This is a genomic window from Phenylobacterium sp. (genome assembly GCF_030693405.1).
In the GTDB taxonomy this organism is placed as follows: domain Bacteria; phylum Pseudomonadota; class Alphaproteobacteria; order Caulobacterales; family Caulobacteraceae; genus Phenylobacterium.
In genome coordinates this window covers 1-21732 of record NZ_JAUYAW010000064.1, presented here as the reverse complement: position 1 = coordinate 21732, position 21732 = coordinate 1, and the positions used below count along the sequence as shown (strand labels likewise).

Annotated in this window: 22 protein-coding genes and 1 tRNA gene; 13 read left to right on the top strand and 10 right to left on the bottom strand. The window is 68.7% G+C overall.

The features are described 5' to 3' along the window. Window positions 1-116: 116 nt before the first annotated feature. A complete protein-coding gene (gene tesB, locus Q8N19_RS13395) occupies window positions 117-980 on the bottom strand; it encodes an acyl-CoA thioesterase II (protein WP_305591448.1) in 864 nt (287 codons plus the stop codon). Window positions 981-1096: 116 nt separating this feature from the next. Here tesB and trmD point away from each other — a divergent pair, with 116 nt between their 5' ends. Together trmD and rplS are read left to right on the top strand one after the other, a co-directional pair. Then, window positions 1097-1807, top strand: a complete 711-nt coding sequence (trmD, locus tag Q8N19_RS13390) for a tRNA (guanosine(37)-N1)-methyltransferase TrmD (protein ID WP_305591446.1) — start codon at window positions 1097-1099, stop codon at window positions 1805-1807. A gap of 26 nt (window positions 1808-1833) precedes the next feature. Next, window positions 1834-2289 (top strand): 50S ribosomal protein L19, encoded by a 456-nt coding sequence (gene rplS, locus Q8N19_RS13385; RefSeq protein ID WP_305591444.1) that lies wholly within the window; start codon window positions 1834-1836, stop codon window positions 2287-2289. On the opposite strand, the gene Q8N19_RS13380 is transcribed toward rplS, so the two are convergent. Continuing rightward, the gene (locus tag Q8N19_RS13380) at window positions 2286-3257 is read right to left on the bottom strand and encodes a LysR family transcriptional regulator (protein ID WP_305591442.1); all 972 of its coding nucleotides are present in this window, start codon (window positions 3255-3257) and stop codon (window positions 2286-2288) included. The two genes, rplS and Q8N19_RS13380, sit on opposite strands and share 4 nt — an antisense overlap. Window positions 3258-3314: 57 nt before the next feature. Then, entirely contained in the window at window positions 3315-4859 is a 1545-nt protein-coding gene (locus Q8N19_RS13375; protein WP_305591440.1) for an MFS transporter, read from the bottom strand. A 118-nt stretch (window positions 4860-4977) separates the two neighbouring features. On the opposite strand from Q8N19_RS13375, the gene leuC reads away from it, so the two are divergent. From leuC to leuB, 5 genes are read left to right on the top strand one after another with little or no spacing between them, the layout of a single operon-like run. Then, window positions 4978-6402, top strand: coding sequence for a 3-isopropylmalate dehydratase large subunit (leuC, locus tag Q8N19_RS13370; protein ID WP_305591438.1), 1425 nt, complete (start codon window positions 4978-4980; stop codon window positions 6400-6402). Then, window positions 6402-7280 carry a VOC family protein gene (locus Q8N19_RS13365; protein ID WP_305591436.1) on the top strand — a complete coding sequence of 293 codons (879 nt, stop codon included), beginning with the start codon at window positions 6402-6404 and terminating at the stop codon, window positions 7278-7280. The genes leuC and Q8N19_RS13365 overlap by 1 nt, the downstream gene beginning before the upstream one ends. Then, entirely contained in the window at window positions 7277-7888 is a 612-nt protein-coding gene (gene leuD / locus Q8N19_RS13360) for a 3-isopropylmalate dehydratase small subunit (protein ID WP_305591434.1), read from the top strand. Before Q8N19_RS13365 ends, leuD begins: the two co-directional genes overlap by 4 nt. After that, window positions 7885-8187, top strand: coding sequence for a putative quinol monooxygenase (locus Q8N19_RS13355; protein WP_305591432.1), 303 nt, complete (start codon window positions 7885-7887; stop codon window positions 8185-8187). The genes leuD and Q8N19_RS13355 overlap by 4 nt, the downstream gene beginning before the upstream one ends. Before the next feature lie 35 nt (window positions 8188-8222). Further along, window positions 8223-9278, top strand: a complete 1056-nt coding sequence (gene leuB / locus Q8N19_RS13350; protein WP_305591430.1) for a 3-isopropylmalate dehydrogenase — start codon at window positions 8223-8225, stop codon at window positions 9276-9278. Between the two features lie 11 nt (window positions 9279-9289). Here leuB and Q8N19_RS13345 read toward each other — a convergent pair whose 3' ends face one another. The 5 genes from Q8N19_RS13345 to Q8N19_RS13325 all read right to left on the bottom strand — a co-directional run bounded on the left by Q8N19_RS13345 (window position 9290) and on the right by Q8N19_RS13325 (window position 15241). Then, window positions 9290-11044 carry a tetratricopeptide repeat protein gene (locus Q8N19_RS13345; protein ID WP_305591428.1) on the bottom strand — a complete coding sequence of 585 codons (1755 nt, stop codon included), beginning with the start codon at window positions 11042-11044 and terminating at the stop codon, window positions 9290-9292. Beyond that, complete coding sequence (locus tag Q8N19_RS13340) at window positions 11041-13803, bottom strand: M16 family metallopeptidase (RefSeq protein ID WP_305591426.1); 2763 nt, start codon at window positions 13801-13803, stop codon at window positions 11041-11043. Before Q8N19_RS13340 ends, Q8N19_RS13345 begins: the two co-directional genes overlap by 4 nt. Window positions 13804-13918: 115 nt before the next feature. Continuing rightward, window positions 13919-14236, bottom strand: coding sequence for a GNAT family N-acetyltransferase (locus Q8N19_RS13335; RefSeq protein ID WP_305591424.1), 318 nt, complete (start codon window positions 14234-14236; stop codon window positions 13919-13921). Between the two features lie 121 nt (window positions 14237-14357). After that, window positions 14358-14642, bottom strand: coding sequence for a hypothetical protein (locus Q8N19_RS13330; protein WP_305591422.1), 285 nt, complete (start codon window positions 14640-14642; stop codon window positions 14358-14360). A gap of 191 nt (window positions 14643-14833) precedes the next feature. After that, the gene (locus Q8N19_RS13325; RefSeq protein WP_305591420.1) at window positions 14834-15241 is read right to left on the bottom strand and encodes a PaaI family thioesterase; all 408 of its coding nucleotides are present in this window, start codon (window positions 15239-15241) and stop codon (window positions 14834-14836) included. A 182-nt stretch (window positions 15242-15423) separates the two neighbouring features. Here Q8N19_RS13325 and Q8N19_RS13320 point away from each other — a divergent pair, with 182 nt between their 5' ends. Beyond that, window positions 15424-16455, top strand: a complete 1032-nt coding sequence (locus Q8N19_RS13320) for an aspartate-semialdehyde dehydrogenase (RefSeq protein WP_305591418.1) — start codon at window positions 15424-15426, stop codon at window positions 16453-16455. A 151-nt stretch (window positions 16456-16606) separates the two neighbouring features. Beyond that, window positions 16607-17527, top strand: coding sequence for an EamA family transporter RarD (gene rarD, locus Q8N19_RS13315; RefSeq protein ID WP_305591416.1), 921 nt, complete (start codon window positions 16607-16609; stop codon window positions 17525-17527). A gap of 279 nt (window positions 17528-17806) precedes the next feature. Here the strand turns inward: rarD and Q8N19_RS13310 are convergent, their stop codons facing one another. Next, window positions 17807-18124: a zinc-finger domain-containing protein gene (locus Q8N19_RS13310; RefSeq protein WP_371133854.1), complete on the bottom strand. Its 318-nt coding sequence runs from the start codon at window positions 18122-18124 to the stop codon at window positions 17807-17809. Between the two features lie 123 nt (window positions 18125-18247). Between Q8N19_RS13310 and Q8N19_RS13305 the strand changes: the two genes are divergently transcribed. Beyond that, window positions 18248-19198 (top strand): ABC transporter ATP-binding protein, encoded by a 951-nt coding sequence (locus Q8N19_RS13305; protein WP_305591414.1) that lies wholly within the window; start codon window positions 18248-18250, stop codon window positions 19196-19198. A 79-nt stretch (window positions 19199-19277) separates the two neighbouring features. Then, window positions 19278-19354, top strand: a tRNA-Arg gene (locus tag Q8N19_RS13300). Between the two features lie 77 nt (window positions 19355-19431). On the opposite strand, the gene Q8N19_RS13295 is transcribed toward Q8N19_RS13300, so the two are convergent. Beyond that, the gene (locus Q8N19_RS13295; protein WP_305591412.1) at window positions 19432-19962 is read right to left on the bottom strand and encodes a TetR/AcrR family transcriptional regulator; all 531 of its coding nucleotides are present in this window, start codon (window positions 19960-19962) and stop codon (window positions 19432-19434) included. An 84-nt stretch (window positions 19963-20046) separates the two neighbouring features. Here Q8N19_RS13295 and Q8N19_RS13290 point away from each other — a divergent pair, with 84 nt between their 5' ends. Then, the gene (locus Q8N19_RS13290) at window positions 20047-20445 is read left to right on the top strand and encodes a hypothetical protein (RefSeq protein ID WP_305591410.1); all 399 of its coding nucleotides are present in this window, start codon (window positions 20047-20049) and stop codon (window positions 20443-20445) included. Between the two features lie 129 nt (window positions 20446-20574). Further along, window positions 20575-21732: cytochrome P450 (locus Q8N19_RS13285; protein WP_305591408.1), on the top strand; the 1158-nt coding region annotated here is incomplete at its 3' end.

The following is a 21732-nucleotide window of genomic DNA, read 5'->3' as shown; positions in this document are numbered from 1 at the left end:
CGGGCTTGACCGAGGGTCCATGCACACCGCGGCCAGATCCGGCGTTCATGGATGGCCCGGTCAAGCCGGGCCATGACGGGATAGGGGTGGATCGGCGCGCCCAGCCCTTAGCCCCCTCAGTCGCCCTTGCGCATCCGCATCAGGCCTTCCTGGGCGACCGAGGCCACCAGGGTTCCGTCCTGGGTGTAGAGGGCCCCGCGCACGAAGCCGCGGCCGCCGGACGCCGAGGGGCTGTCCTGGGTGTAGAGGTGCCAGTCGTTGAAGTTGGACGGCTTGTGGAACCACATGGCGTGGTCGAGGCTGGCCGACTGCAGGCCCGGCGTCTGCCAGGCGACGCCGTGCGGGCGCATGGCGGTGGACAGCAGGTTCATGTCAGACGCATAGGCCAGGATCACCTGGTGCATCCGCGGATCATCGCCGATGGCGCCGGTGGCGCGGATCCAGACGTCGGACTTGCCCTCGGTGGGCTTGGTGTTTCCGCCAAAGCCGAAGGCGTCGCGGCCGCGCATCTCGATGGGCCGCGGGCGCGACATCATCTTGCGCATTTCCGGCGGCATCTTGTCGGCCACCTTCTTCATGGACTCCGCCTCGGTGGGCAGTTCGTCCGGACCAGGAACCTTGGGCATGGGCGCCTGATGGTCGAAGCCGTCCTCCACCACCTGGAAGGAGGCGGCGAGGTTGAAGATCTGCTTGCCGTTCTGGATGGCGACGACCCGGCGGGTGGTGAAGGTGCCGCCGTCACGGGAGCGGTCGACCTCGAACAGGATCGGGATGCGCGGGTCGCCGGGCCGGATGAAGTAGCAGTGCAGCGAGTGGCACATGCGCTCTTCGACGGTCTCATAGGCCGCCAGCAGCGACTGGGCGATCACCTGGCCGCCGAAGATGCGGGGAGGGCCGCTCTGCGGACTCACGCCCCGGAACAGGTTCTGCTCAATGCGCTCCAGCGCCAGGGTGTCAGGCAGGATTTCGGGGCTGTCCATAATGACTTATCGTATGTTGCAGGTGCGAAAGCGCCAGGGCTTAACCGCTGAGGCCCGCCGCGGCAAGGCGCCGCCGGGGCCTTGGCATTTGCCTGCCGGCTGGTGCAGATGGGCCCATGTCCTTCGACGCCACCGTCCTGACCATGTTTCCCGAGGCCTTTCCTGGTCCGCTGGGGGTTTCCCTGATCGGAACCGCCTGGCGCGAACAGGGGCTCTGGACGTTGGAAACAGTGGACATTCGCGCCTTTTCCAAGGATAAGCGCGGCTTCCTCGACGACACCCCTGCAGGCGGTGGTCCTGGACAGGTGATGCGGGCGGACGTCATCGCTTCGGCGCTGGACAGCGTGGAGCGGCGAGGGCGGCCGCTTTTGTACATGAGCGCCCGGGGTCAGCCCCTGACCCAGGCGCGTGCAAAGGCATGGGCTGCTGGTCCGGGCGTCATCGTCCTGGCCGGTCGGTTCGAGGGGGTGGACCAGCGGGTGCTCGACGCCCGGGGGTTCGAGGAGGTCGCCGTGGGCGACGTCGTCCTCGCCGGTGGCGAGGTGGCGGCCATGCTGACCATCGAGGCGTGCGTACGTCTTGTGCCCGGTGTGTTGGGCCAAGCGCTGAGTTTGAGTGAAGAGAGCTTTGAGGACGGGCTCCTGGAGCATCCGCAGTATACGAGACCGCGGACGTTCGAAGGGCGCGACATCCCGCCGGTGCTGCTTTCTGGGCACCATGCTGAGGTCGCCAAATGGCGGGCGCAGCAGCGGGAAGAGACCACGCGGGAGCGGCGGCCGGACTTGTGGGCGCAGCATCTCGCCAATCAACAGGCAAAGGGCGCGTAAAGCCCAGTGACAAAGGAATTGAACCGATGAACGTGATCCAGCAGCTACGCCAGGAAGAGGCCGATCGCCTCAAGTCCGCCCGCAACTTCCCCGACTTCCGCCCGGGCGACACCGTCCGCGTCAACGTGAAGATCAAGGAAGGCGAGCGCGAGCGCGTCCAGGCCTATGAAGGCGTCTGCATCGCTCGCTCCGGCGAGGGCGTCGACGAGAATTTCACCGTCCGCAAGATTTCCTTCGGCGAGGGTGTGGAGCGGGTCTTCCCGATCCTCTCGCCGATGATCGAGTCCGTCGAGGTCAAGCGCCGCGGCGTCGTCCGTCGGGCCAAGCTCTATTATCTGCGTGATCGTCGCGGCAAGTCGGCGCGGATCGCCGAGCGCCAGATGACCCCGGCCGAGCGCGAAGCCGAGAAGGTCGAACGCAACGCTCGCGCCGAGGCCTCGGCCGCGGCTCACGCCCCCAAGAAGAAGGACGCCGAAGCCTAAGCTTCGACGGTTCTGATCGACGCCTTAAGGGCGGCCGCAGGTTCTGCGGCCGCCCTTTCTGCGTCGGGCCCACGGGTCTCGCGCAGATCCTCAGACAGGGCGGCCACCAGATGGTCGAACATCAGCCGCATGCGGCGGGTGGTGCGCAGGCCCTCCGGCATGCAGACCCACATCTCCATATTGATCTGGAAGCGGTCGGCCAGCACCGGCACGAGGCCATAGCGGCGGGCCAGCAAGGTCTGGCACGCGCCGATCCCCAGACCCGCCCGCAGGGCGGCCAGCTGGGCCACGTCGCTGTCGCTGCGGAACACGAACAGGTCCCGGGTGATCGGCCGGCCGATATCGACCTGCCCCTCGAGCTTGGGCGCCGTTCCATCGAAGCCCACCATGGCGTGGTCCTCCAGGGCGTCGAAATCGGCCGGGAGCCCGTGGCGCGCCACATAGTCGGGCGCAGCATGGAGGCCCAGGGTGATCATCCCGATACGCCGGCCCACCAGGGAGTTCTGGGTCGGCCTGGTCATGCGCACGGCGATGTCGGCGTCCCGGCGGGCCAGGTCCGCCTGCCGGTTGGAGACGGTCAGCTCCACCTCAATGGTCGGGTGAGCGGCGTGGAAGGCGGCCAGGATCGGCGGCAGGATCTCACAGCCGACAATCTCGCTGGCGGTGATCCGCACCGTGCCACCGGTCTGGGCGGCGGCGCCGGCCACGTCGCGCATGGCGGCCGCGGCGGCCGCGGCCATGTCCTCCAGCCGGGGGCGAAGCTCTTGGGCCAGCTCCGTCGGCTGCAGCCCCCGGGGAGAGCGCAGGAAGAGCGGTGAGCCCAGGCGCTGCTCCAGGGTCTCGATGTGCCGGCCGATGGTCGGCTGAGCGACGCCCCGGACCCGGGCGGCGGCGGACAGGCTTCCCGTCTCAAGGACGGCGTGCAGGCTCTGGAACAGGTCCCAGTCGGCGGCGGTGATCGTCGGCATGGGTAGATGATGGGGATTACAGCTTCGCCGCACAATGTTCGGCGAGCCTAGCGTCGCTTAGATGGCCGGCGCGCCTTCGGCGTCGGCCTCTTCCGCCGCAGCCTCGGCCAGGGCCTGCTGCTCGGCCTCTCGCTCGGGCCGCCGGCGGCGGCGGCGCTCCATCAGCCGGCCGGCCGGGAAGGCGTGCATCATCTTCAGACCGGCCACCGGCGACAGGTTGGCCACAACCCGCCTGGCCTCGGTCATCATCTGCTGGACCATCTCCTTGTGCTCGATCTCGCCTTCCTCGCGCACCAGGGTCAGACGGTGGAGGGCGTAGAGGCCAAGCAGGGCCGACATCAGGAAGTAGAAGTCCCAATTGTTGAAGGCCAGGTGGAGCACGTCCAGCTCCTCGCCCGGCCGGGACCAGCGGATCAGCAGCTCCAGCTCCCGGGCGGCGAAGAAGTCCGCGAACAGGCCCCCCAGGATCGGGGCCGCGGCGGCGGCCATGGAGGTGATCAGGGTGTTGGCCGCGATATAGGCCGTCGCCCCGCCCCGGGGGGCCAGCTTTAGGGCGATATTGACGGTGGCCAGGCCCACCCCGGCGGCGGCGGCGCCGAACACCACGTGCAGGGCGATCAGATAGGCGCCGGCCAGCTGGCGGTCGTCGATCTGCGAGGTGAGCGCCGTGGCCGCGATGCAGAGGATGTAGGCAGGCGCCGCAGCCGCCAGCACCGACTTGTTGGAGAACCGGTCGCTGAGCTGCCCCCAGAACTTCAGGACCCCGATATTGGCGATCTGGCTGACCACGCTGAGCGTCATGACGAAGGTCAGCGGATAGTTGAGCTGGGTGACGAAATAGACGGTGAAGAACGGGCTCGCCAGGTTCACGGCGAACTGCCAGCTCGACAGGAAGAGGATCAGCCGGCGGAAGTTGCTGTCGCGCAGGGGCGCGCGCAGCAGGCGGTAGAGGTTCACGCCTGCGGCCGGCGGCGGCATGGGGGGCTCTGGCGTGCGGGCGAGCGCGGCCACGCTGATCATGCCCAGGATGAAGGCCACGGCGAAGAAGGCCGCAAACACCAGGCCCTGGTTGGCGACCGCCACCTGATCCAGGGCCACCCCGGCCAGGATGGTCACGCTCAGGGTCACCCCGGTGGCGATCACGGTGCGCCGGGCGGTGAAGGCGCCCAGCCGTTCCTCCGGGATCAGATCCCTCACCCAGGAATTCCAGGCGCAGCTGGTCACTGCGCCCAGCGAGCCGATCACCACCTGGGCGGCCACCAGGGCCGTCAGGCTCCAGGCGTTGTGCGGCAACAGCGCGATGGCGGCCATGACCGGCAGGGTCAGGCGGGCGCAGAAGGCGGCCGTCGCGGCGATCAGCCGGCGCCGCCGCAGCTTTTCCACCAGCGGCACGGCCGGCGCCTGGATAAGCTGGGTCAGGAAGGGCAGGGCGGCCAGCAGGCCGATGACCGAGTTGGACGCCCCTAGATAGAGGGCGAAGGCGGCCAGCACGATGCCCGAGGTGACCGCCGTCACCGCCGTGGCGGCGGCGGAGTCCACCATCATCAGGGCGGTCGCCCGGTCGAGGTCGCGCTCGTCCTGCGGGTCGCTCTCGAGGCTCATGGGGACCCGTCCTATCGGGTTTGGCGTCGGGCCGAAACCGCAGCAGGCGAAATCGTGGGGACTGTGAGGATGCGTGTGACCTTTACGGGACGGCCTTCGCCCACCTACATAGCCGCCCATGGCCGCCAAGACGCTCTATGACAAGATCTGGGATGCTCACCTCGTCGCCGAAGGGGACGGGGAGACGATCCTCTATATCGACCTGCACCTGATCCATGAGGTGACCACGCCCCAGGCCTTCGCCGGCCTGCGCGCCGCCGGTCGCCCGGTGCGACGGCCTGACCGCACGCTGGCGGTGGCCGACCACAATGTGCCCACCGAGGGCCAGGCCCTGGGTGCGGGCGCCGTGGCCGACGAGGAGGCGCGCCTGCAGCTCCTGACCCTGGAGCGCAATGTCGCCGAGAACGGCATCGAATACTTCCCCATGGGCGATCTGCGGAACGGGATCGTCCATGTGGTCGGGCCTGAGCAGGGCCGCACCCAGCCGGGCATGACCATCGTCTGCGGCGACTCCCACACCTCGACCCACGGCGCCTTCGGGGCGCTGGCCCAGGGCATCGGCACGTCTGAGGTCGAGCATGTGCTGGCCACCCAGACCCTGCGCCAGGCCAAGTCGAAGAATATGCGCGTCACCATCGACGGGACGCCCGCGCCCGGCGTCGGCGCCAAGGACTATGCGTTGGCCGTCATCGGCGCCATCGGCACGGCCGGCGGCACCGGCCATGTGATCGAATATGCCGGCGAGGCGATCCGCGCGCTGTCCATGGAAGGACGCATGACGCTGTGCAACCTGACCATCGAGGCCGGCGCCCGGGCGGGCCTGGTGGCGCCGGACGAGACCACCTTCGACTATATCCGCGGAAGGCCTGCTGCGCCCAAGGGCGCGGCCTGGGACATGGCCGTCGCCCACTGGAAGAGCTTCTTCACCGACGAGGACGCCGTCTTCGACCGGGAGATCGTCCTGGACGCCGCCCAGATCGCCCCCCTGGTGACCTGGGGCACGAGCCCAGAGGACGTCATGCCTATCGACGGGCGGGTGCCCGATCCGGCCAGCTTTGCTACGCCGGACAAGCGCGCCTCGGCCGAACGGGCGCTCGACTATATGGGCCTGACAGCCGGCCAGCCGATCACCGAGGCGAAGATCGACCGGGTGTTCATCGGCTCGTGCACCAACAGCCGGATTGAGGACCTGCGGGCTGCGGCCGCCGTGGTGCAGAAGGCCTTCCTGGAAGGCCGGCTGGTGGCCCCCCATGTGCGGGCCATGGTGGTGCCGGGGTCTGGCCTGGTGAAGGCTCAGGCCGAGGATGAGGGGCTGGACGCCATCTTCAAGGCCGCGGGCTTCGACTGGCGCGAGCCCGGCTGCTCCATGTGCCTGGGCATGAACCCCGACCGCCTGGCGCCGGGCGAGCGCTGCGCTTCGACCTCCAACCGCAATTTCGAGGGTCGTCAGGGCCGGGGCGGGCGCACCCACCTGCTCAGCCCGGCGATGGCGGCGGCAGCGGCCATCGCCGGACATCTGACCGACGTGCGCGACTTCATCTGATGATCGCAGGCCTCGACCATGTGGCCCTGGTGGTCCGCGACCTGGATCAGGCGGTGGACGCCTATACGCGACTGCTGGGGCGGGCCTGCAACTGGATCGGCGCCGAGGGCGGGGTCCGTCAGGCCTGGTTCCAGCTGCCCAACATGGCGCTGGACCTGATCTCGCCGGACGGCGAAGGCGGCTTCGGCGCGGCCATCGCCGCCCATCTTGACGCCCACGGCGAGGGCGTCTGGGCGCTGGCCTTCACCACCCCCGACATCGCCGAGGCCGCCGCCCGGCTCCGTCGCCGGGGGATCGGGGCCAGCGATCCGGGATCGATCCGCACCGTCCACGCCGATGGACGCAAACGCTACTGGACCACATCAAGCCTGGACCCTGAGACCACGGCCGGCCTCAGCCTCTTGCTGGCCGCACCGCCCCGGGATGGCCAGCCCTGGCCCCTGTCGGAGGCGACCCATGGGGAGGCCGCCGCGGTCAGCGCGCTCGATCATGTGGTCATCCATACCCCCAATCCCGACCGAGCCCTGGCCATATACGGCGCCAAGCTCGGCCTGGACCTTCGGCTCGACCGGTCCAATCCCGACTGGGGGGCGCGGCAGCTCTTCTTCCGCTGCGGCGAGACCCTGGTGGAGATCGGCGCCAGCCTCAAGGCGCCCGTCTCGGACGCCCCGGACAGGTTCGGCGGCCTGGCCTGGCGGGTGGATGACCCCGCCGCCGTCCACGCCCGTCTGGCCGCCGGGGGCTGGGATGTGTCTGACCTGCGCCGGGGCCGCAAGCCCGGCACCCAGGTGTTCACCGTGCGGGCGGGCGCCCCGGGCCTGCCGGCCCTGATGATTCAGCAGAGCGCGCCGCTTGCGCCTCCGGAGACTGATCGATGAAGCCGTTCACCCGTATCGACGCCAAGGCCGCCCCCCTGGCGCTCTCCAACATCGATACCGACCAGATCATCCCCAAGCAGTTCTTGAAGACGGTGGACCGGATCGGCCTGTCCAAGGGCCTGTTCTACGACTTCCGCTTCGACGAGGCGGGCCGCGAAAAGCCCGACTTCGTGCTGAACCAGCCGGCCTATAAGGACGCGGGCGTCCTGATCGCCGGGGACAATTTCGGCTGTGGCTCGAGCCGCGAGCATGCGCCCTGGGCCCTCCTGGACTTTGGGATCAGCTGCGTGATCTCCACCAGCTTCGCCGACATCTTCTACAATAACTGCTTCCAGAACGGCCTGCTGCCGGTGGTGCTGCCGGCCCAGGCCGTCGAGGACCTGATGGCCCAGGCCCGTGGCGGCAATCATGTGATCAGCGTCGATCTGGCGGCCCAGACGGTCACCGCGCCGGACGGCCGGGTCTATGACTTCGAGATCGATCCCAGCCGCAAGCACAAGATGCTCAACGGCCTCGACGCCATCGGCGAGACCCTGCAGAAGGCGCCCGATATCGACGTCTATGAGAGCGCTCGGGCCCTGGACACGCCCTGGCTGGAACGGGCGTGAGCCTGGTCATCGCCGGGACGATCCGCGTTCCGCCTGAGCGCTTGGACGCCTTTCGACCGCACATGCTGGCCATGCTGGAGGCCAGCCGGGCAGAGGATGGCTGTCTTGAGTACGCCTATGCCGAGGACGTGGCCGAGCCCGGCCTGATCCGGGTGTTCGAAGCCTGGCGCGATCAGGCCGCCCTGGACGCCCACTTCGCCACGCTGCATCTGGCCGTCTGGCGGGCGGCCTGGCCGGAATTCGGGGTTTCCGATCGCCGTCTCATCGCCTACGAGGTCGCCTCGCAGAGGGCGGTTTAGTTCCCGCCCACACGACCAGCGATGGGGCGATGACCATGACCGACCTTCTCCTCCTGCCCGGCGACGGCATCGGCCCCGAAGTGACCGCCGAGGTCCGCCGGGTGATCGCAGCCCTGACCCCCGATCTCGTGGTCGAGGAGCGCCCTTTCGGCGGCATCAGCTATGACCAGTCGGGCTCGCCCCTGACCGACGAGACCCTGGCGCTCGCCAAGGCGTCCAAGGCCGTGCTGATGGGCGCCGTCGGCGGACCGAAATGGGCCGGCGTTCCCCGGGACAAGCGCCCGGAGGCTGGCCTGCTGGCCCTGCGGGCGGGCATGGAGGTGTTCGCCAATCTGCGGCCGGCCCTGTGCTTCGGGCCCCTGGCCGATGCGTCTTCGCTGAAGCGTGAACTGGTCGAGGGTCTCGACTTCATGATCGTCCGCGAGCTGACCGGCGGCATCTATTTCGGCGAGCCCCGCTTCATCGAGGACCTGCCGGGCGGCGGCAAGCGGGCCGTGGACACCCAGGTCTATACCACCGCCGAGATCGAGAGGGTCGCCCGGGTGGCCTTCGAACTGGCGAGGGGCCGGCGCAACAAGGTCCATTCGGCCGAGAAGTCCAATGTGATGGATTCCGGCCTGCTCTGGCGCGAAGTGGTTACCGACCTCCACAAGCGCGAATTCGCCGATGTCGAGCTGGAGCACATCCTCGCAGACAATGCGGCCATGCAGATCGTCAAGAACCCCAAGCAGTTCGACGTGATGGTTACCGACAATCTGTTCGGCGACATCCTGTCGGACGCCGCGGCCCAGCTGACCGGGTCGCTCGGCATGCTGCCCTCGGCGGCGCTGGGCGCGCCGGGCAAGCCGGGTCTCTATGAGCCGATCCATGGCTCGGCCCCGGACATCGCCGGCCAAGGCGTGGCCAATCCCCTGGCCGCTATCCTGTCGTTCGAAATGGCTCTGCGCTGGTCGCTGGACCGGCCGGACGCCGCCGACCGATTGCAGGCCGCAGTGATCAAGGCCCTGGAGAACGGCGCCCGCACCCGCGATCTGGGCGGCGCGCTCTCCACCGTGCAGATGGGCGACGCGGTCCTGGCGGCGCTCGCCTAGAGGCTTCGTGCCTAGAGGTCTTCGGCCAAGTTGGGATCAAGTGCGATGGCGGCGGCCTGGTCGGCGGCAGCCCCCTCCGCGTCCCCCAGCTCGGCGCGGACAAGGCCGCGGACGTAGAGGGCGCCAGGCAGCTTCGGATTGATCGCCAGGGCCTTGTCCAGCCATTCGAGGGCGCTGAGCGGGTCATCCAGCATGTAGTAGACGCCGCCCTTTTCCTCCATGAGGTCCGCATTATCAGGGGCTAGCGCCAGGCCCGCGTCGGTCTCCCGCAGGGCGGCCTCATAATCGGCTTGGCCGCGACGGATGACGGCGGCGACATAGCGGGAATAGGCGGTGTCGGCGCCCGCGGCGGCCAGTCTGTCCAGCTGCTCCAGGGCGCCGTCTTCCTCGCCGAGCAGGTAGAGCACCTCGCCGCGGATCAGCATGTATTCCGGATAGTCCGGGGCGAGGGCCACGGCCCGGGCGCTGGGCCGCTCGGCGTCCTGGACGCGCTCCATCCGGACCAGGGTCGCGGCCAAGGAGGCGTGCATCTCGGGGTTGTCCGGATAGCGCTTCAGGAGGCTGGAATAACCGGCCGCGGCGCCCGGATAGTCACCGCTCCAGTACAGGGCCTCCGCCACGCTGTGCTCCAAGTTTGCATCGTCTGGGTCGAGGGCGTGCGCGCGCCGATAGAAGACCACAGCTTGGGCGGGGTCGGTCTCCATGGCCAACGCGCCGAGCCCGCCCCAGGCGATGGCCTCCTCAGGGTCCAGGATGACCGCCCGCTCAAGGTCGGCCTTGGCGCGCGTCAGGTCGTCCAGCTGGATCAGCAGCGTACCCCGCCGGGCGAGGGCGGTCCCTCGGTCGGTTGGGTTGGAGCTCTCGACCAGCTGTTCGGCGAGGGCGAGGGCCCCGTCCAGGTCACCGGCCGTCTCGGCGGCGAAGGAGGCATAGACCAGGGCCGGAACGCTGAGCGTCGCCAGATCGCCTATGGCGGCAAGGTCACGCTTGGCGCCCTCAACATCACCGGCGGCGATGCGGGCGAAGCTTCGCAACGCGTGGGCTTCGTCGGTCGGGGCCTGGGCGATAGCGACATCGAGGTCGGTGACGGATCTTTCCGGCCGGGTCAGCATCAAGAGGAGCGCCCGCTCGACAAGAAGGTCGGCCGCCTCCGGCGCTCGGGCGATGGCGCGGTTGAGGATCTGGTCCCGCCTTCTCGTCTGTCCCTGGCTGTCGAGGGCGGCAACCAGGTTCAAAGTCAGCTCTAAGTCGTCGGGCAATTCCCGGTGCAGTCGCTCAAGGTCTTCGATCCCCTCGGCTCCGCGGCCCATGGCAGTGAGAATTTGGGCGCGGGCGCGCCTCAGCTCTATCGCCTGGGGATCTTGGCGCAGGGCGGCCTCGACGGAGGCCAGGGCCTCGTCAGGGCGGCCGGCGTTCAGGCGCGTCAGAGCCTGGGTGCTGCGGATTTCCGCCAGGGGAAAGATCGCCGCGGCCTGATCGGCGGCGGCGATGGCGGCGTCGTTGTCGCCGTTCTCAATCAGGGCGATGGCGGTCCACAGGTGGACCATGGCGCGGGCCTCGTCGGTCTCCGCCGCCAGCAGGGCTGTGCGGCAGAGGGCGAGGGTCGCGTCAGGGGCGCTCTTGGGGTCGGAATCCCAGCAGGCCTGCACCTGGGGCGGGGCCGGGTCTTCCGCCGCCGGGGCCTGGGCCCCCGCCGGGTTGGCCGCGAAACCGAACAGTAAGGCGCCGGCCGCCAGGGCTGATTGGATCTTGGGGCGAAGGGTCATTGCGCGTCTCTCAGGGGCGCGGCCGGGCGGGCCAGGACGAGGATGGGCGGGGCCGACAGCCAGGGGACCGCCAGGGCGTGGACGTCGGCAGGCGTCACTTCGGCCAGGGCCGCGCCCAGGTCGTCTACGGCCTTGCGGGCGGCGTCCCAGCCAAAAGGACTCCCCAGGGCCATGGCCCAATAGCTGTCGGTGAGCTGGGCGGTCTTCAGCTGGGCCAGCAGGGGCCGCACCACCTGATCGATCGCCGCGGGGTTCGGGGGCGCCTCGATGAAGCTTTGGGCGGTCTGGCGCACGGCGTCGGTCACCGCATCCAGGCTCGCCGCGTCGGGGGTCACCTCCACATAGATCGCGATGTCGTGCGGATCGTCGAGGTCGCCGTCCAGATCGACCACGGGGGAATAGGTCTGGCCGCGCTTCCGACGGGTCTCATCGGTCACCGCGAGCTCCATCAGTTCGCTCAGCACCAGGGCGGCGGCCTGGGTTTTCTCGCCCTCCAGGGGCGGGCGGGTCCAGTAGATCCGGGCGGCGGACCGCTCGGCTGACCCCTGATGCTTGACTTCAATGGGGCCGTCCGGGGCGCGGGCATAGTCGAGGGGCGGCCGCTCTGGCGTGGGCGCTAGCGGCGGGCGGAGCGGCCGGGCGCCCAGGGTCGTGGCGGCCGCCGCGATCGCCGCGGTCTCGCTGATATCGCCCACCAGGGTCAGCTCGACCGGCCCTGCCGCCAACTGGGTGGCCATCACTCGCCTGAGGTCGTCTGGCGTCGTGCGGCGATAGGTGTCGGGGTCTCGGGCGGCGCCGGCGGTGTCGGGCCAGATGGTCCGGGCGAAGGCGTTGGCGGCGGCCTCGGCCGGGTTGAGCTGGATCTCCTGCTCCATGTGGGCGGCCAGCAGGGCCAACTGGTCGGCGGTTTCGTCGGAGAAACCCGGCGTCGCCAGGTGCGCGGTGATCAGGGTCAGGTGAGGGGCGACCTGATCGGCGAAGCTGCGGGCGGTGACGGCCAGCCCGTACTCGCCGAACCTGACGTCGAAATCCCAGCTCCACTGGGCGTTCAGCTCCTGGAGGGCTGTGTAGCTCGCCGCCTCGATCCCCGCATAGGGCAGGATGGAGACGGCGACCGACGCGGTCACGAAGTCGCCGGCGTTGAGCTGGCGGGCGCCTGGCCCCTGGCGGATGATGATCTCCACAGATCCGGGCGAGCGGTCGCTGGCCAGGTGGTTGAGGACGAGGCCATTGGCGAAGGTGAGGCGCGTCGCCCCCTGCGCCAGGGCCTCGCGTTTGATCACCTTGCCTGGCGGACCTAGGTCAAGGTCGATGGGACGGGGCGCCGGCGTGGGTCGGGGCAGGGGGCCGGCGGCCGCCGCGCGCCAGCCTGAGACCACGGCCTCGGCGGTGGCGCCTGCCTCCTCCACCGAAAGGGTCGGCGGGGCGTCTGCCGGCCACAGGGCGGCGAAGGTCTGCCGGAGACGATCAGGGGTCAGGCCCGGCGCGCCGCGGCTCACCTGTCGCATCATCTGGTGGGGATGCAGGAAGGTCCCGCCGCCTGCGATGGAATAGACCAGCTCATCGGCGGTCTCGGCGGCGGTGGCGTTGGCCCGCTCGGTAAGGGCGCCCCGGGCCTTGGCCCGCTGCTCGGCGACGGCGGCGTCGATCTCGCCCTGTTCGGGTCCATGGACGGCGAAGGCGCGAAGCTCGCCCTGGCCGAGGTTCAGAGCGTCCAGCCCCATCTGCGGACCGTGGCTCGCCATGAGGCAGGCCACCTGCCGCGTCTCATATCGGCCGGTGGTGTCGAATTCCAGGCTGTAGACCCCGCGGGCGGTCGCCGCAGCCCGGGCCAGGCGGCGGCTGAGCACCTCCAGCAGAATGTCTTCCTCGAGGCCTCCCGCCCCCGCCTCGGGAACTGGGGCGTTGCGACAGGCCAGGCTCTGGGCGGGCAGGCGTGTCGGCGGCAGGATGAGGGCGACCGGCGCCTCGGGCGGCTCGGGGTCAGGGGTGTCGGCCATCCGCGGCCGCTCGCCGGCCCCGGCCCATCCCCCCAGCCGCCGCTCCAACTCGGCGACCATGGCCCTGGGCTCCACATCCCCGGTCACCACCAGCAACGCCCGGTCCGGACGATACCACCTGGCGTGGAAGGCCTTGAGATCCGCCGGCGTCATGGCCCGCAGGGTGGCCACCGCTCCGCCCGGGCTGAGGCTGTCCTCCGGTCGGAAGTGGAAGGCGGTCTCCTGCTCCTCGACCGCCTGGCCGGTCCAGGTCCGGTCCAGGCGCTCGGCCAGCACCACGCCCCGTTCAGCGGCCACCTCAGCGGGGAGAAAGGACAGGCCGTCCCCCACATCCCGCAGCCACTCAAGGCCGGTGGCGATCGGGCCGGGATCGCGGCTGGGCAGGTCCAGGTGATAGGTGGTGGTCCAGCGCCCGGTATAGGCCGCATGGTCGCGGCCGAAGGCGGCGCCGGCCTTCGCCATGGCCTGGTCCATCTCCCCATCGGCGAACCGACGGGTGGTGCGGAAGGCCATGTGTTCGACGAAGTGGGCGATCCCGCGATTGTCGTCGGTCTCGGCCTGACTGCCCACCCAGACCAGCAGGCGGAAGGCGACCCCCTCGCGACCCACCAGGGGCAGGATCTGGTATTCAAGGCCGTTGGACAGCTCCCCGGTCACCAGATCCGGGTGAACCTCCGCCGGCTCATCAGCCCTCGCCCCCGGCAGTCCGGCCAGCGCAAGACACCCCGCCAGCACACACGCCGCCCAAAAGCTCCGCAAGGTTCGCCCCCGAACAAAACAGAAACAGCCCTGACTTTCCTACAATAGGTTGTCGGGCGCCGCCAACCCCTCTCGTCATGCGCGTATGCGTGCGGGCAGGGCGAAGCTCACAGGCTCAGTCCAGGCCGAGGCTCTTGCGATAGTCGGGGTGCAGCAGGTCCTGATATTCCGCGTGCCGCTTGATGTAGCTGGCGAAGAAGGGGCAGACCGGCATCACCGCCTGGCCGTGCTCGCGGGCGTAATCCAGGGCGGTGCGGACCAGCAGGGAGCCGACGCCCCGACCCTCGAAGGCGGGCGGGACCTCGGTGTGGGGAAAGAGGATTCCGGTCTTCAAAAGCCGGTATTCGGCGAAGGCCAGGTCATCCCCCAGGCGGACCTCGAACCGGCCGGTCTCGGTATTGTTGGTGACCTTGAGGTCGTCGGGCTCGGCCATGGGGTCCTCCTTCTGGCGATCCAGACAAGCATGATCCCCAGACGCAAGAAAGGCCGGCGTCGCCGCCGGCCTTTCCAGACTTTGGGTCGCTGCAGGCGCTTCTGGCCTGCGGCGGCGAGGCTTAGCGCTGGGCCAGCTGCATGCCGGCCACGGCGGCCAGATCGGCGTCGCCGACCTTTTCCAGGGTGGCTTCCACGGTCGACTTCACGCAGCGGGCCTGGGCGGACTGGCGGAAGGTCTCGGTGGTGGTTTCGCGCAGGCACACCGTGCGGGCGGCGCTGACGATGTCGGCATGGACCTGTTCGACGGACTTGCCGGCGACCTGGACCTTGACGCCTTGGGCGAAGGCGGGGGCCGAGATGGACACAGCCGCGACGGCGGCGAGAGCAGCGATACGAGCGATCATTTTTTTCGTTCCCGGAGAGGGGTTGATGACAACCACTTTTCGGGGCGTTCCTCTGGCGGCCTTCGTCGTCGATTGCGTCGTTGTCGGCCGCCTTGAGAGAAGCTTTAGCGCCCCCTTCCCCCGGGTCACAAGCGACAATTTTGCGACGCAACATCGCACTGCTGCGCTGCGGGAGGATCAGGCGCCGGTGGTCAGGTTTTAGGCGCCGGCCCGACCTCCACCGTCATCTGGGTCTGGAGGACCATGGCCAGGAGCTTGCCGTCTTCGGCGGTGATGCGGGTCTGCCAGACGCTGGAGCGGCGGCCGATGTGCAGGGGCGTGGCCTCGCCTGTGACGGTGGTTCCGACCTTGGCCGACCCCAGGAAGTTGGTCTTGCTCTCCAGGGTCGTGGTGCGGGCGCCGGTCGGCAGGTTCAGGAAGCCGCCGATGGCGCCGAGCGCGTCGGCGAACGCCATGAAGGCCCCGCCATGAAGGATGCCGCCGGCGGTGCAGAGGTCTTCGCGCACCTCAAGCTGGCCGACCACCTTGTCCTTGGCCCGCTCCAGGATCTGAAGCCCCATCAGGTCAGCAAACGGCATGCCGGTGGACGGTTGGCTCATGGTCGTTTCTCCCTCAGGCGCCCCGGGCGGTGTCTCGCCCACGGGTTGCGCCGGCCCATCCTAGCCCCTAGGTGAGGGGGGACGAAGCTGCGGCCGGACGGGCCCTTGCGGCGGCGTGCTTGCGCGCGTTCATGCGGCGGCGTAACGGAGCGCACCGCCAAAGACATTCAGGAGAGAGTTCGATGGGTTACCGGGTGGCCGTCGTCGGCGCCACGGGCAATGTGGGCCGTGAGATGCTGAATATCCTCGAGGAAGTGGAATTCCCCGTGGACAAGATTCACGCGATCGCCTCGCGCAAATCCATCGGCGTGAAGGTGTCCTTCGGCGACCAGACGGTGGCCTGCGAGGATATCGCCCAGTTCGACTTCTCCACCGTCGACCTGGTGCTGATGAGCGTGTCGGGGTCCTTCTCCAAGGAATGGTCGCCGAAGATCGGCGCCGCCGGCCCCATCGTCATCGACAATTCCTCGGCCTTCCGGATGGACCCGGATGTGCCCCTGATCGTGCCGGAGGTGAACCCGGACGACGTCTCCTACGCTCACAAGAAGAACATCATCGCCAACCCGAACTGCTCGACGGCTCAGCTGGTGGTGGCGCTGAAGCCCCTGCATGACCGGGCGAAGATCAAGCGGGTGGTGGTCTCGACCTATCAGTCGGTCTCCGGCGCGGGCAAGGAAGGCATGGACGAGCTGTTCGACCAGACGAAGAACGTGTTCGTCCTGGGCGCAACCCCGCCAAACAAGTTCCCCAAGCAGATCGCCTTCAACGTCATCCCCTTCATCGGCGCCTTCGGCGACGACGGCTACACCGACGAAGAGGCCAAGATGTGGAACGAGACCCACAAGATGATCGATCCAGCCATCAAGCTGACGGTCACCTGCGTGCGGGTCCCGGTCATGGTCGGCCATTCCGAAGCGGTGAACATCGAGTTCCACGAGCCCCTCGACGAGGACGAGGCCCGCGACCTGCTGCGCGAATCCCCCGGTCTGGTGGTGATCGATAAGCGCGATGAGACCGGCTACATGACGCCCAAGGAAGCCCAGGGCGAATTCCCGGTCTTTGTCAGCCGCATCCGCAATGACCCGACCGTGGAGCACGGCCTGAACATGTGGGTGGTGGCCGACAACCTGCGCAAGGGCGCGGCGCTGAACGCCATCCAGATCGCCCAGCTGCTGGACGAGCGCGGCCTGATCAAGACCAAGGCCATCGCCTAAGGTCGCAGCGCGACGTCGAGTCTAAGAATGGGCGGCCGTTCCGCGGCCGCCCATTTGCATGTCCGTTTCCCGCGGGGCGCCTACGGATCGGCGCTTGTGAAGCGTGGGCGAAGGTCTAGGTAGGGCGCGTTCCCAGCCGAAAGCCTGCCCCTTGGCCCCGACGCCGCCGTCATCACCGACCTCTCCGCCGCCGGGCGCCTTCGCCGCGGGCCTGTCGGCCTATCTGATCTGGGGCTTCATCCCGCTGGTCTTCCAGATGCTGGGCTCCATGGGGGTTGGCCCGTGGGAGACGCTCGCCCACCGCACCTTCTGGGCCATTCCGTTCGCAGGCCTGTTCGTCTGGATGGCAGGCCAGGGGGGCCAGGCCCTGGCGGTGTTCCGCAAGCCCAAGGTGCTTGGCCTTTTGGCGCTCTCATCCCTGCTGATCGCCGCCAACTGGCTGGTCTTCATCTGGGCGGTGAACAACGGCAAGGTCCTGCAGACCAGCCTCGGCTATTTCATCAATCCGCTGCTCAGCATGGCGGCCGGCGCGCTCTTCTTCCGGGAGCGGCTGGACCGCATCGCCCAGGGCGCCATCGCGCTCGCCGCCATCGGCGTGGTCTTCCAGGCCGTGGCCATCGGCGGCCTGCCCTGGGTGTCCCTGACGCTGGCGGCCAGCTTCTGCGGCTATGGGATCGTGCGCAAGCAGGTGGCGGCGGACGCCCAGACTGGCCTGTTCATCGAGTGCCTGCTCCTGGGGATTCCCGGCGCGATCTTCGCCATCTGGCTGGCCCAGGCCGGCGCCGACCACTTCACGCTCGGGATCACGCCGGCGGCCTGGCTGATCTTTTCCGGCGCGGCGACGGCGGTGCCGCTGGTCCTGTTCGCCTGGGCCGCCCGGCGCCTGCCGCTGTCGGCCATGGGCTTCATGCAGTTCCTGGCGCCGTCCATGACCTTTGTGCTGGGTGTGGTCCAGGGCGAGCCGCTCGGATGGGCCAAGATCACCGCCTTCGCCTTCATCTGGGCCGGGGCTGGCGTCTTCGCCTACGGCCTCTGGCGGGCCTCACGCCGGCTGACCGCGGCGGTGGCCTAGCCGCGCGCAGCGCTTTTAAGGGCGGACACGAAGGACACAAAGGACACGAAGGGGCCCTGCTTACCTTTGTGAACTTCGTGTTCTTCGTGGTTCAAAAGTAGCCTGCGGCGCTTGAGGCGACTGCGATGATCGCAGGACCTCTCAACCGTCATCCTGGGCCTTGTGCCCAGGATCCCTCGCGACGCTTGCGCCCGTCATCGACAGGGATGCTCGGCACAGGGCCGAGCATGACGACAGGAGGAGATGGGGAGACGGCGGGCGCTTGAAGCGCCTTAGACTTCAGTGCCCGTGGGGGCCTTCGTAGACGCCGGGCGCGAGGCGCTCGTTCTCGGCGCCTTCGCCGGCTTCAGGGGCCAGCTCGAACCGGCGGTCGCAATAGGGGCATTCGACGAAGGTCGCCCCGCCCATCTCCAGCCAGACCCGCGGATGGCCGAGCGCCCCGCCGACCCCGTCGCAGGCGATCCGGCCGGTGCGCACATAGACCACCTCCGGCGCCGGCCGCGCGCTGGCCGTCAGGGCGGTGACCGCCGGCTTGGCCGGCATGGGCTCAGGGGAGGTCTGGGCCTGGACGCCACGGTTTTCGGTCGCACGGGCCATGGGGGAAATCTCCGGTCGGAAGCTTGGCGCAGAGGCTGCTCGGGCCTAGGTATGCGAGGCGGGCTTGGCCCGTCAATGTTCGCGCCCGCCAACCGACCTTGCGCAGGCGCCAAAGGGGACCGCATGGACCTTCCGGAATTCGCCATCGAGGCCCAGGGCCTGGTCAAGACCTATCCGGCCACCAAGACCACGCCGGAGATGAAGGCCCTGCGCGGGATCGATCTGGCCATTCCCCGGGGCTCCATTTTTGGTCTGCTGGGCCCCAACGGCGCGGGCAAGTCGACCTTCATCAACACGCTCGCCGGCCTGACCAAGAAGACGTCTGGCACGGTGAAGATCTGGGGCCGGGACATCGACACCCACCCCCGGGACGCCCGGGCCGCCATCGGCGTGGTGCCCCAGGAGATCGCCGCCGATCCCTTCTTCACGCCCCGGGAATCGCTCGAGGTCCAGGCCGGCATGTACGCCGTGCCCCGCAAGGAGCGCCGCACCGACGAGCTGCTGGCCGCGCTCGGCCTCGCCGACAAGGCCAACGCCTATGTGCGTCAGCTCTCAGGCGGCATGAAGCGCCGGCTGATGGTGGCCAAGGCCATGGTGCACAATCCGCCGGTCCTGATCCTGGATGAGCCCACCGCCGGCGTGGACGTGGAGCTGCGCCGCCAGCTCTGGAACTATGTGGTCGAGCTGAACCGCCAGGGCGTGACCATCGTGCTCACCACCCACTATCTGGAAGAGGCCCAGGCGCTCTGCGACCAGATCGCCATCGTCAACCGGGGCCAGGTGGTGGCCTGTGAATCCACCGCCAAGCTGCTGGGGCGCCTCGACACCCGCAGCGTGGTTGTGACCCCCGAGACCCCGGTGGAAGAGGCACCGGCCCTGGCGGGCTTTGAGACCAAACTCCGGGCCGGCGGCGCCTTCAGCGTCACCTACCGCACCGGCCAGTCCAGCGTCGAACAGGTGCTGGCCGCCGTCCGCGCCGCAGGCCTGCGCATCCGCGACATCGCCACCGAGGATCCGAGCCTGGAGGACGTCTTCGTCGACCTCACCACCGACAAGACCCCGCAGGTGGCCTAACGGCCCGCGCACGGCGCCCCAAACCCGTTTGCGGTCCGGCCCCCTTTCGGCTAGAAACCCGCTCCGCCTCAGGCGCCAAGCACCCGTAGCTCAGCTGGATAGAGCGTTGCCCTCCGAAGGCAAAGGTCACACGTTCGAATCGTGTCGGGTGCGCCACTTCTCCATGACTGTTTGAGACCGCTAGACCTCGAGCCGAACAGCTCTGGGCCGTCTCGGACTAACAGTCGGTCGCTTCAAATCCGCAGCAGCGCTGCGCACATGACGCCTTCGGCGTCGTCCCGGTCCAGGGTCTCCAAGCCGACATAGAGGGCGTAGAGCATCGCCGGAGCGGTGGATGTGTCGATCCCGGCCGCGCGACACAGGTCGCCCAGATAGGCGACCCGGCGGGCGTCCATGCGGGCCACGGCCTCGGCCACGTTCGTATCAGACAGCGCCCAGGCGCGTAGAGCCGGCTCCAGCGCCGCGCCGCCATAGTCCGGATCACGAAGGCCGACGGCCAACAGGCATAGCTGTTCCAGCCGTCCCCGGGGCGGCAGGTCCGCATCAAGCCGCGCCACGACGCCCTCGAAGGCGCGTTCTTCCCAGAACTGGATGAGGCGATCCAGGTAGTGTGGCAGGTCCTTGAAGTGCCAGTAGAACGAGCCCTTGGTCGTGCCGAGGTCGCGCGCCAGGGCCTCGGCGCGCAGGGCCGAGGGACCAGATCTCGCCAGGGCCTGGAGCCCAGCTCTCAGCCAATCTTCGGCGCCGAGCCTTTGCCTTGTCATGTTCGCCACGGGAAAACCGTACGGCGGCGTATTGACGGGCGCAAGCGACCTGGCTAGACCATACGCCAGCGTATGGAGATGAAGATGGTCTGGACCCGATTGGCCGCCGTCCTGATGGGGGCGACGTTTCTCACTCACGTCTTCGCAGGCGGCCCAGAGGTGCACGCGCCCATGCTGGCCGCGCTGAGCGAGCCTGACCTTGGCGCCTTCGCCTCGATCCTCTGGCACGCGGTGACTGTGGTTCTGGCCGTGCTGGCCGTGGGCCTCTGGGGGCTGGCGGAGCGGCGTGACCCGCTGCTCGAGGCCGTGCTGTCTGGCATTCAGCTCGGGTTTGCAGGCCTGTTCCTGTTCTATGGCCTCGCCCGGCTGGGGACGGTCTGGCCAATGCCCCAGTGGGTCATCTTCCTGGCGATCCCCGCCCTCACCCGGTTTGGCCAGACCCGCCGCCGCCCGGCCGGGAAGGTCACCGCGAGCGCAGGATAGGCCAGACCTGAGCCCTCCTCCGCGCATTTTCCCTTGGTGAACCGTGTTTGGTTCGGCTCCATGGGCGCCGAAATGTTTTGGGCGCGGGGCCGGCAAGAGCCTCCGTCCCTCAAGGGCAGGAGACCGGTCATGGCTGACGGATATGTGGACGTGCTGCGCGACAAGCGGGAGGCGGCCCGCAAGGCGGCCTATGAGACCCCGATCGAGGAGCTGCATCCGGCGCGGGCCTCGCTGTTTCGCGACGACGCCATGTGGCCGACTTTCGAGCGGCTGCGGGCGGAGTCGCCGGTCCACTACACGCCCGACAGCAACTACGGCGCCTATTGGTCGATCACCCGCTACAACGACATCCTGGCGGTGGACTCCAACCACCAGGTGTTTTCCTCGGCCAAGGGCATCACCCTGACGCCCAAGGCCGCCCAGGGGTTCCGCGACCCCAATGCGCCGTCGGGGGCCAACTTCATCGCCATGGACCCGCCGCGCCACGACGTGCAGCGCAAGACGGTCAGCCCGGCGCTCTCGCCCATGGCGCTTTCGGTCATGGCCCCGCTGATCCGCGAGCGGGCCGGATTCATCCTCGACAGCCTGCCGGTGGGGGAGGAATTCGACTGGGTGGACCTGGTGTCCAAAGAGCTGACCACCATGACGCTCGCCACCCTGTTCAACTTCCCCTTCGAGGAGCGGCGCAAGCTGACCTTCTGGTCGGACACCATGACCTCGCCGCCTGGGCATGGGCCGGTGGCCGACATCGCCGAGCTGCGCAAGGTGATGGGGGAGTGCTTCGCCTACTTCACCGGCCTGTGGAACGAACGGGTCAATACCGAGCCCACCGGCGATCTCATCTCCATGCTGGCCCATGGGGAGGAGACCCGGCACATGTCGATGGCCGACTTCCACGCCAATGTCGCCCTGCTGATAATCGGCGGCAATGACACCACCCGGAACACCATCTCCGGCTCGGTCCTGGCGCTGAACCAGAACCCCGACCAGTACGCCAAGCTGCGGGGGAATCCCGACCTGATCCCGTCCATGGTCTCAGAGACCATCCGCTGGCAGACGCCGCTGGCCCATATGGCGCGCACAGCGACCCAGGACTTCGAGATGGGCGGCAAGACCATCAAGGAGGGGGACAAGGTGGTCATGTGGTACGTCTCGGGCAACCGGGACGACACGGTGATCGAGACCCCCGACGCCTACATCATCGACCGGCCCCGGCCTCGCCAGCACATGTCGTTCGGCTTCGGCATCCATCGCTGCGTCGGCAACCGGCTGGCCGAGCTGCAGCTG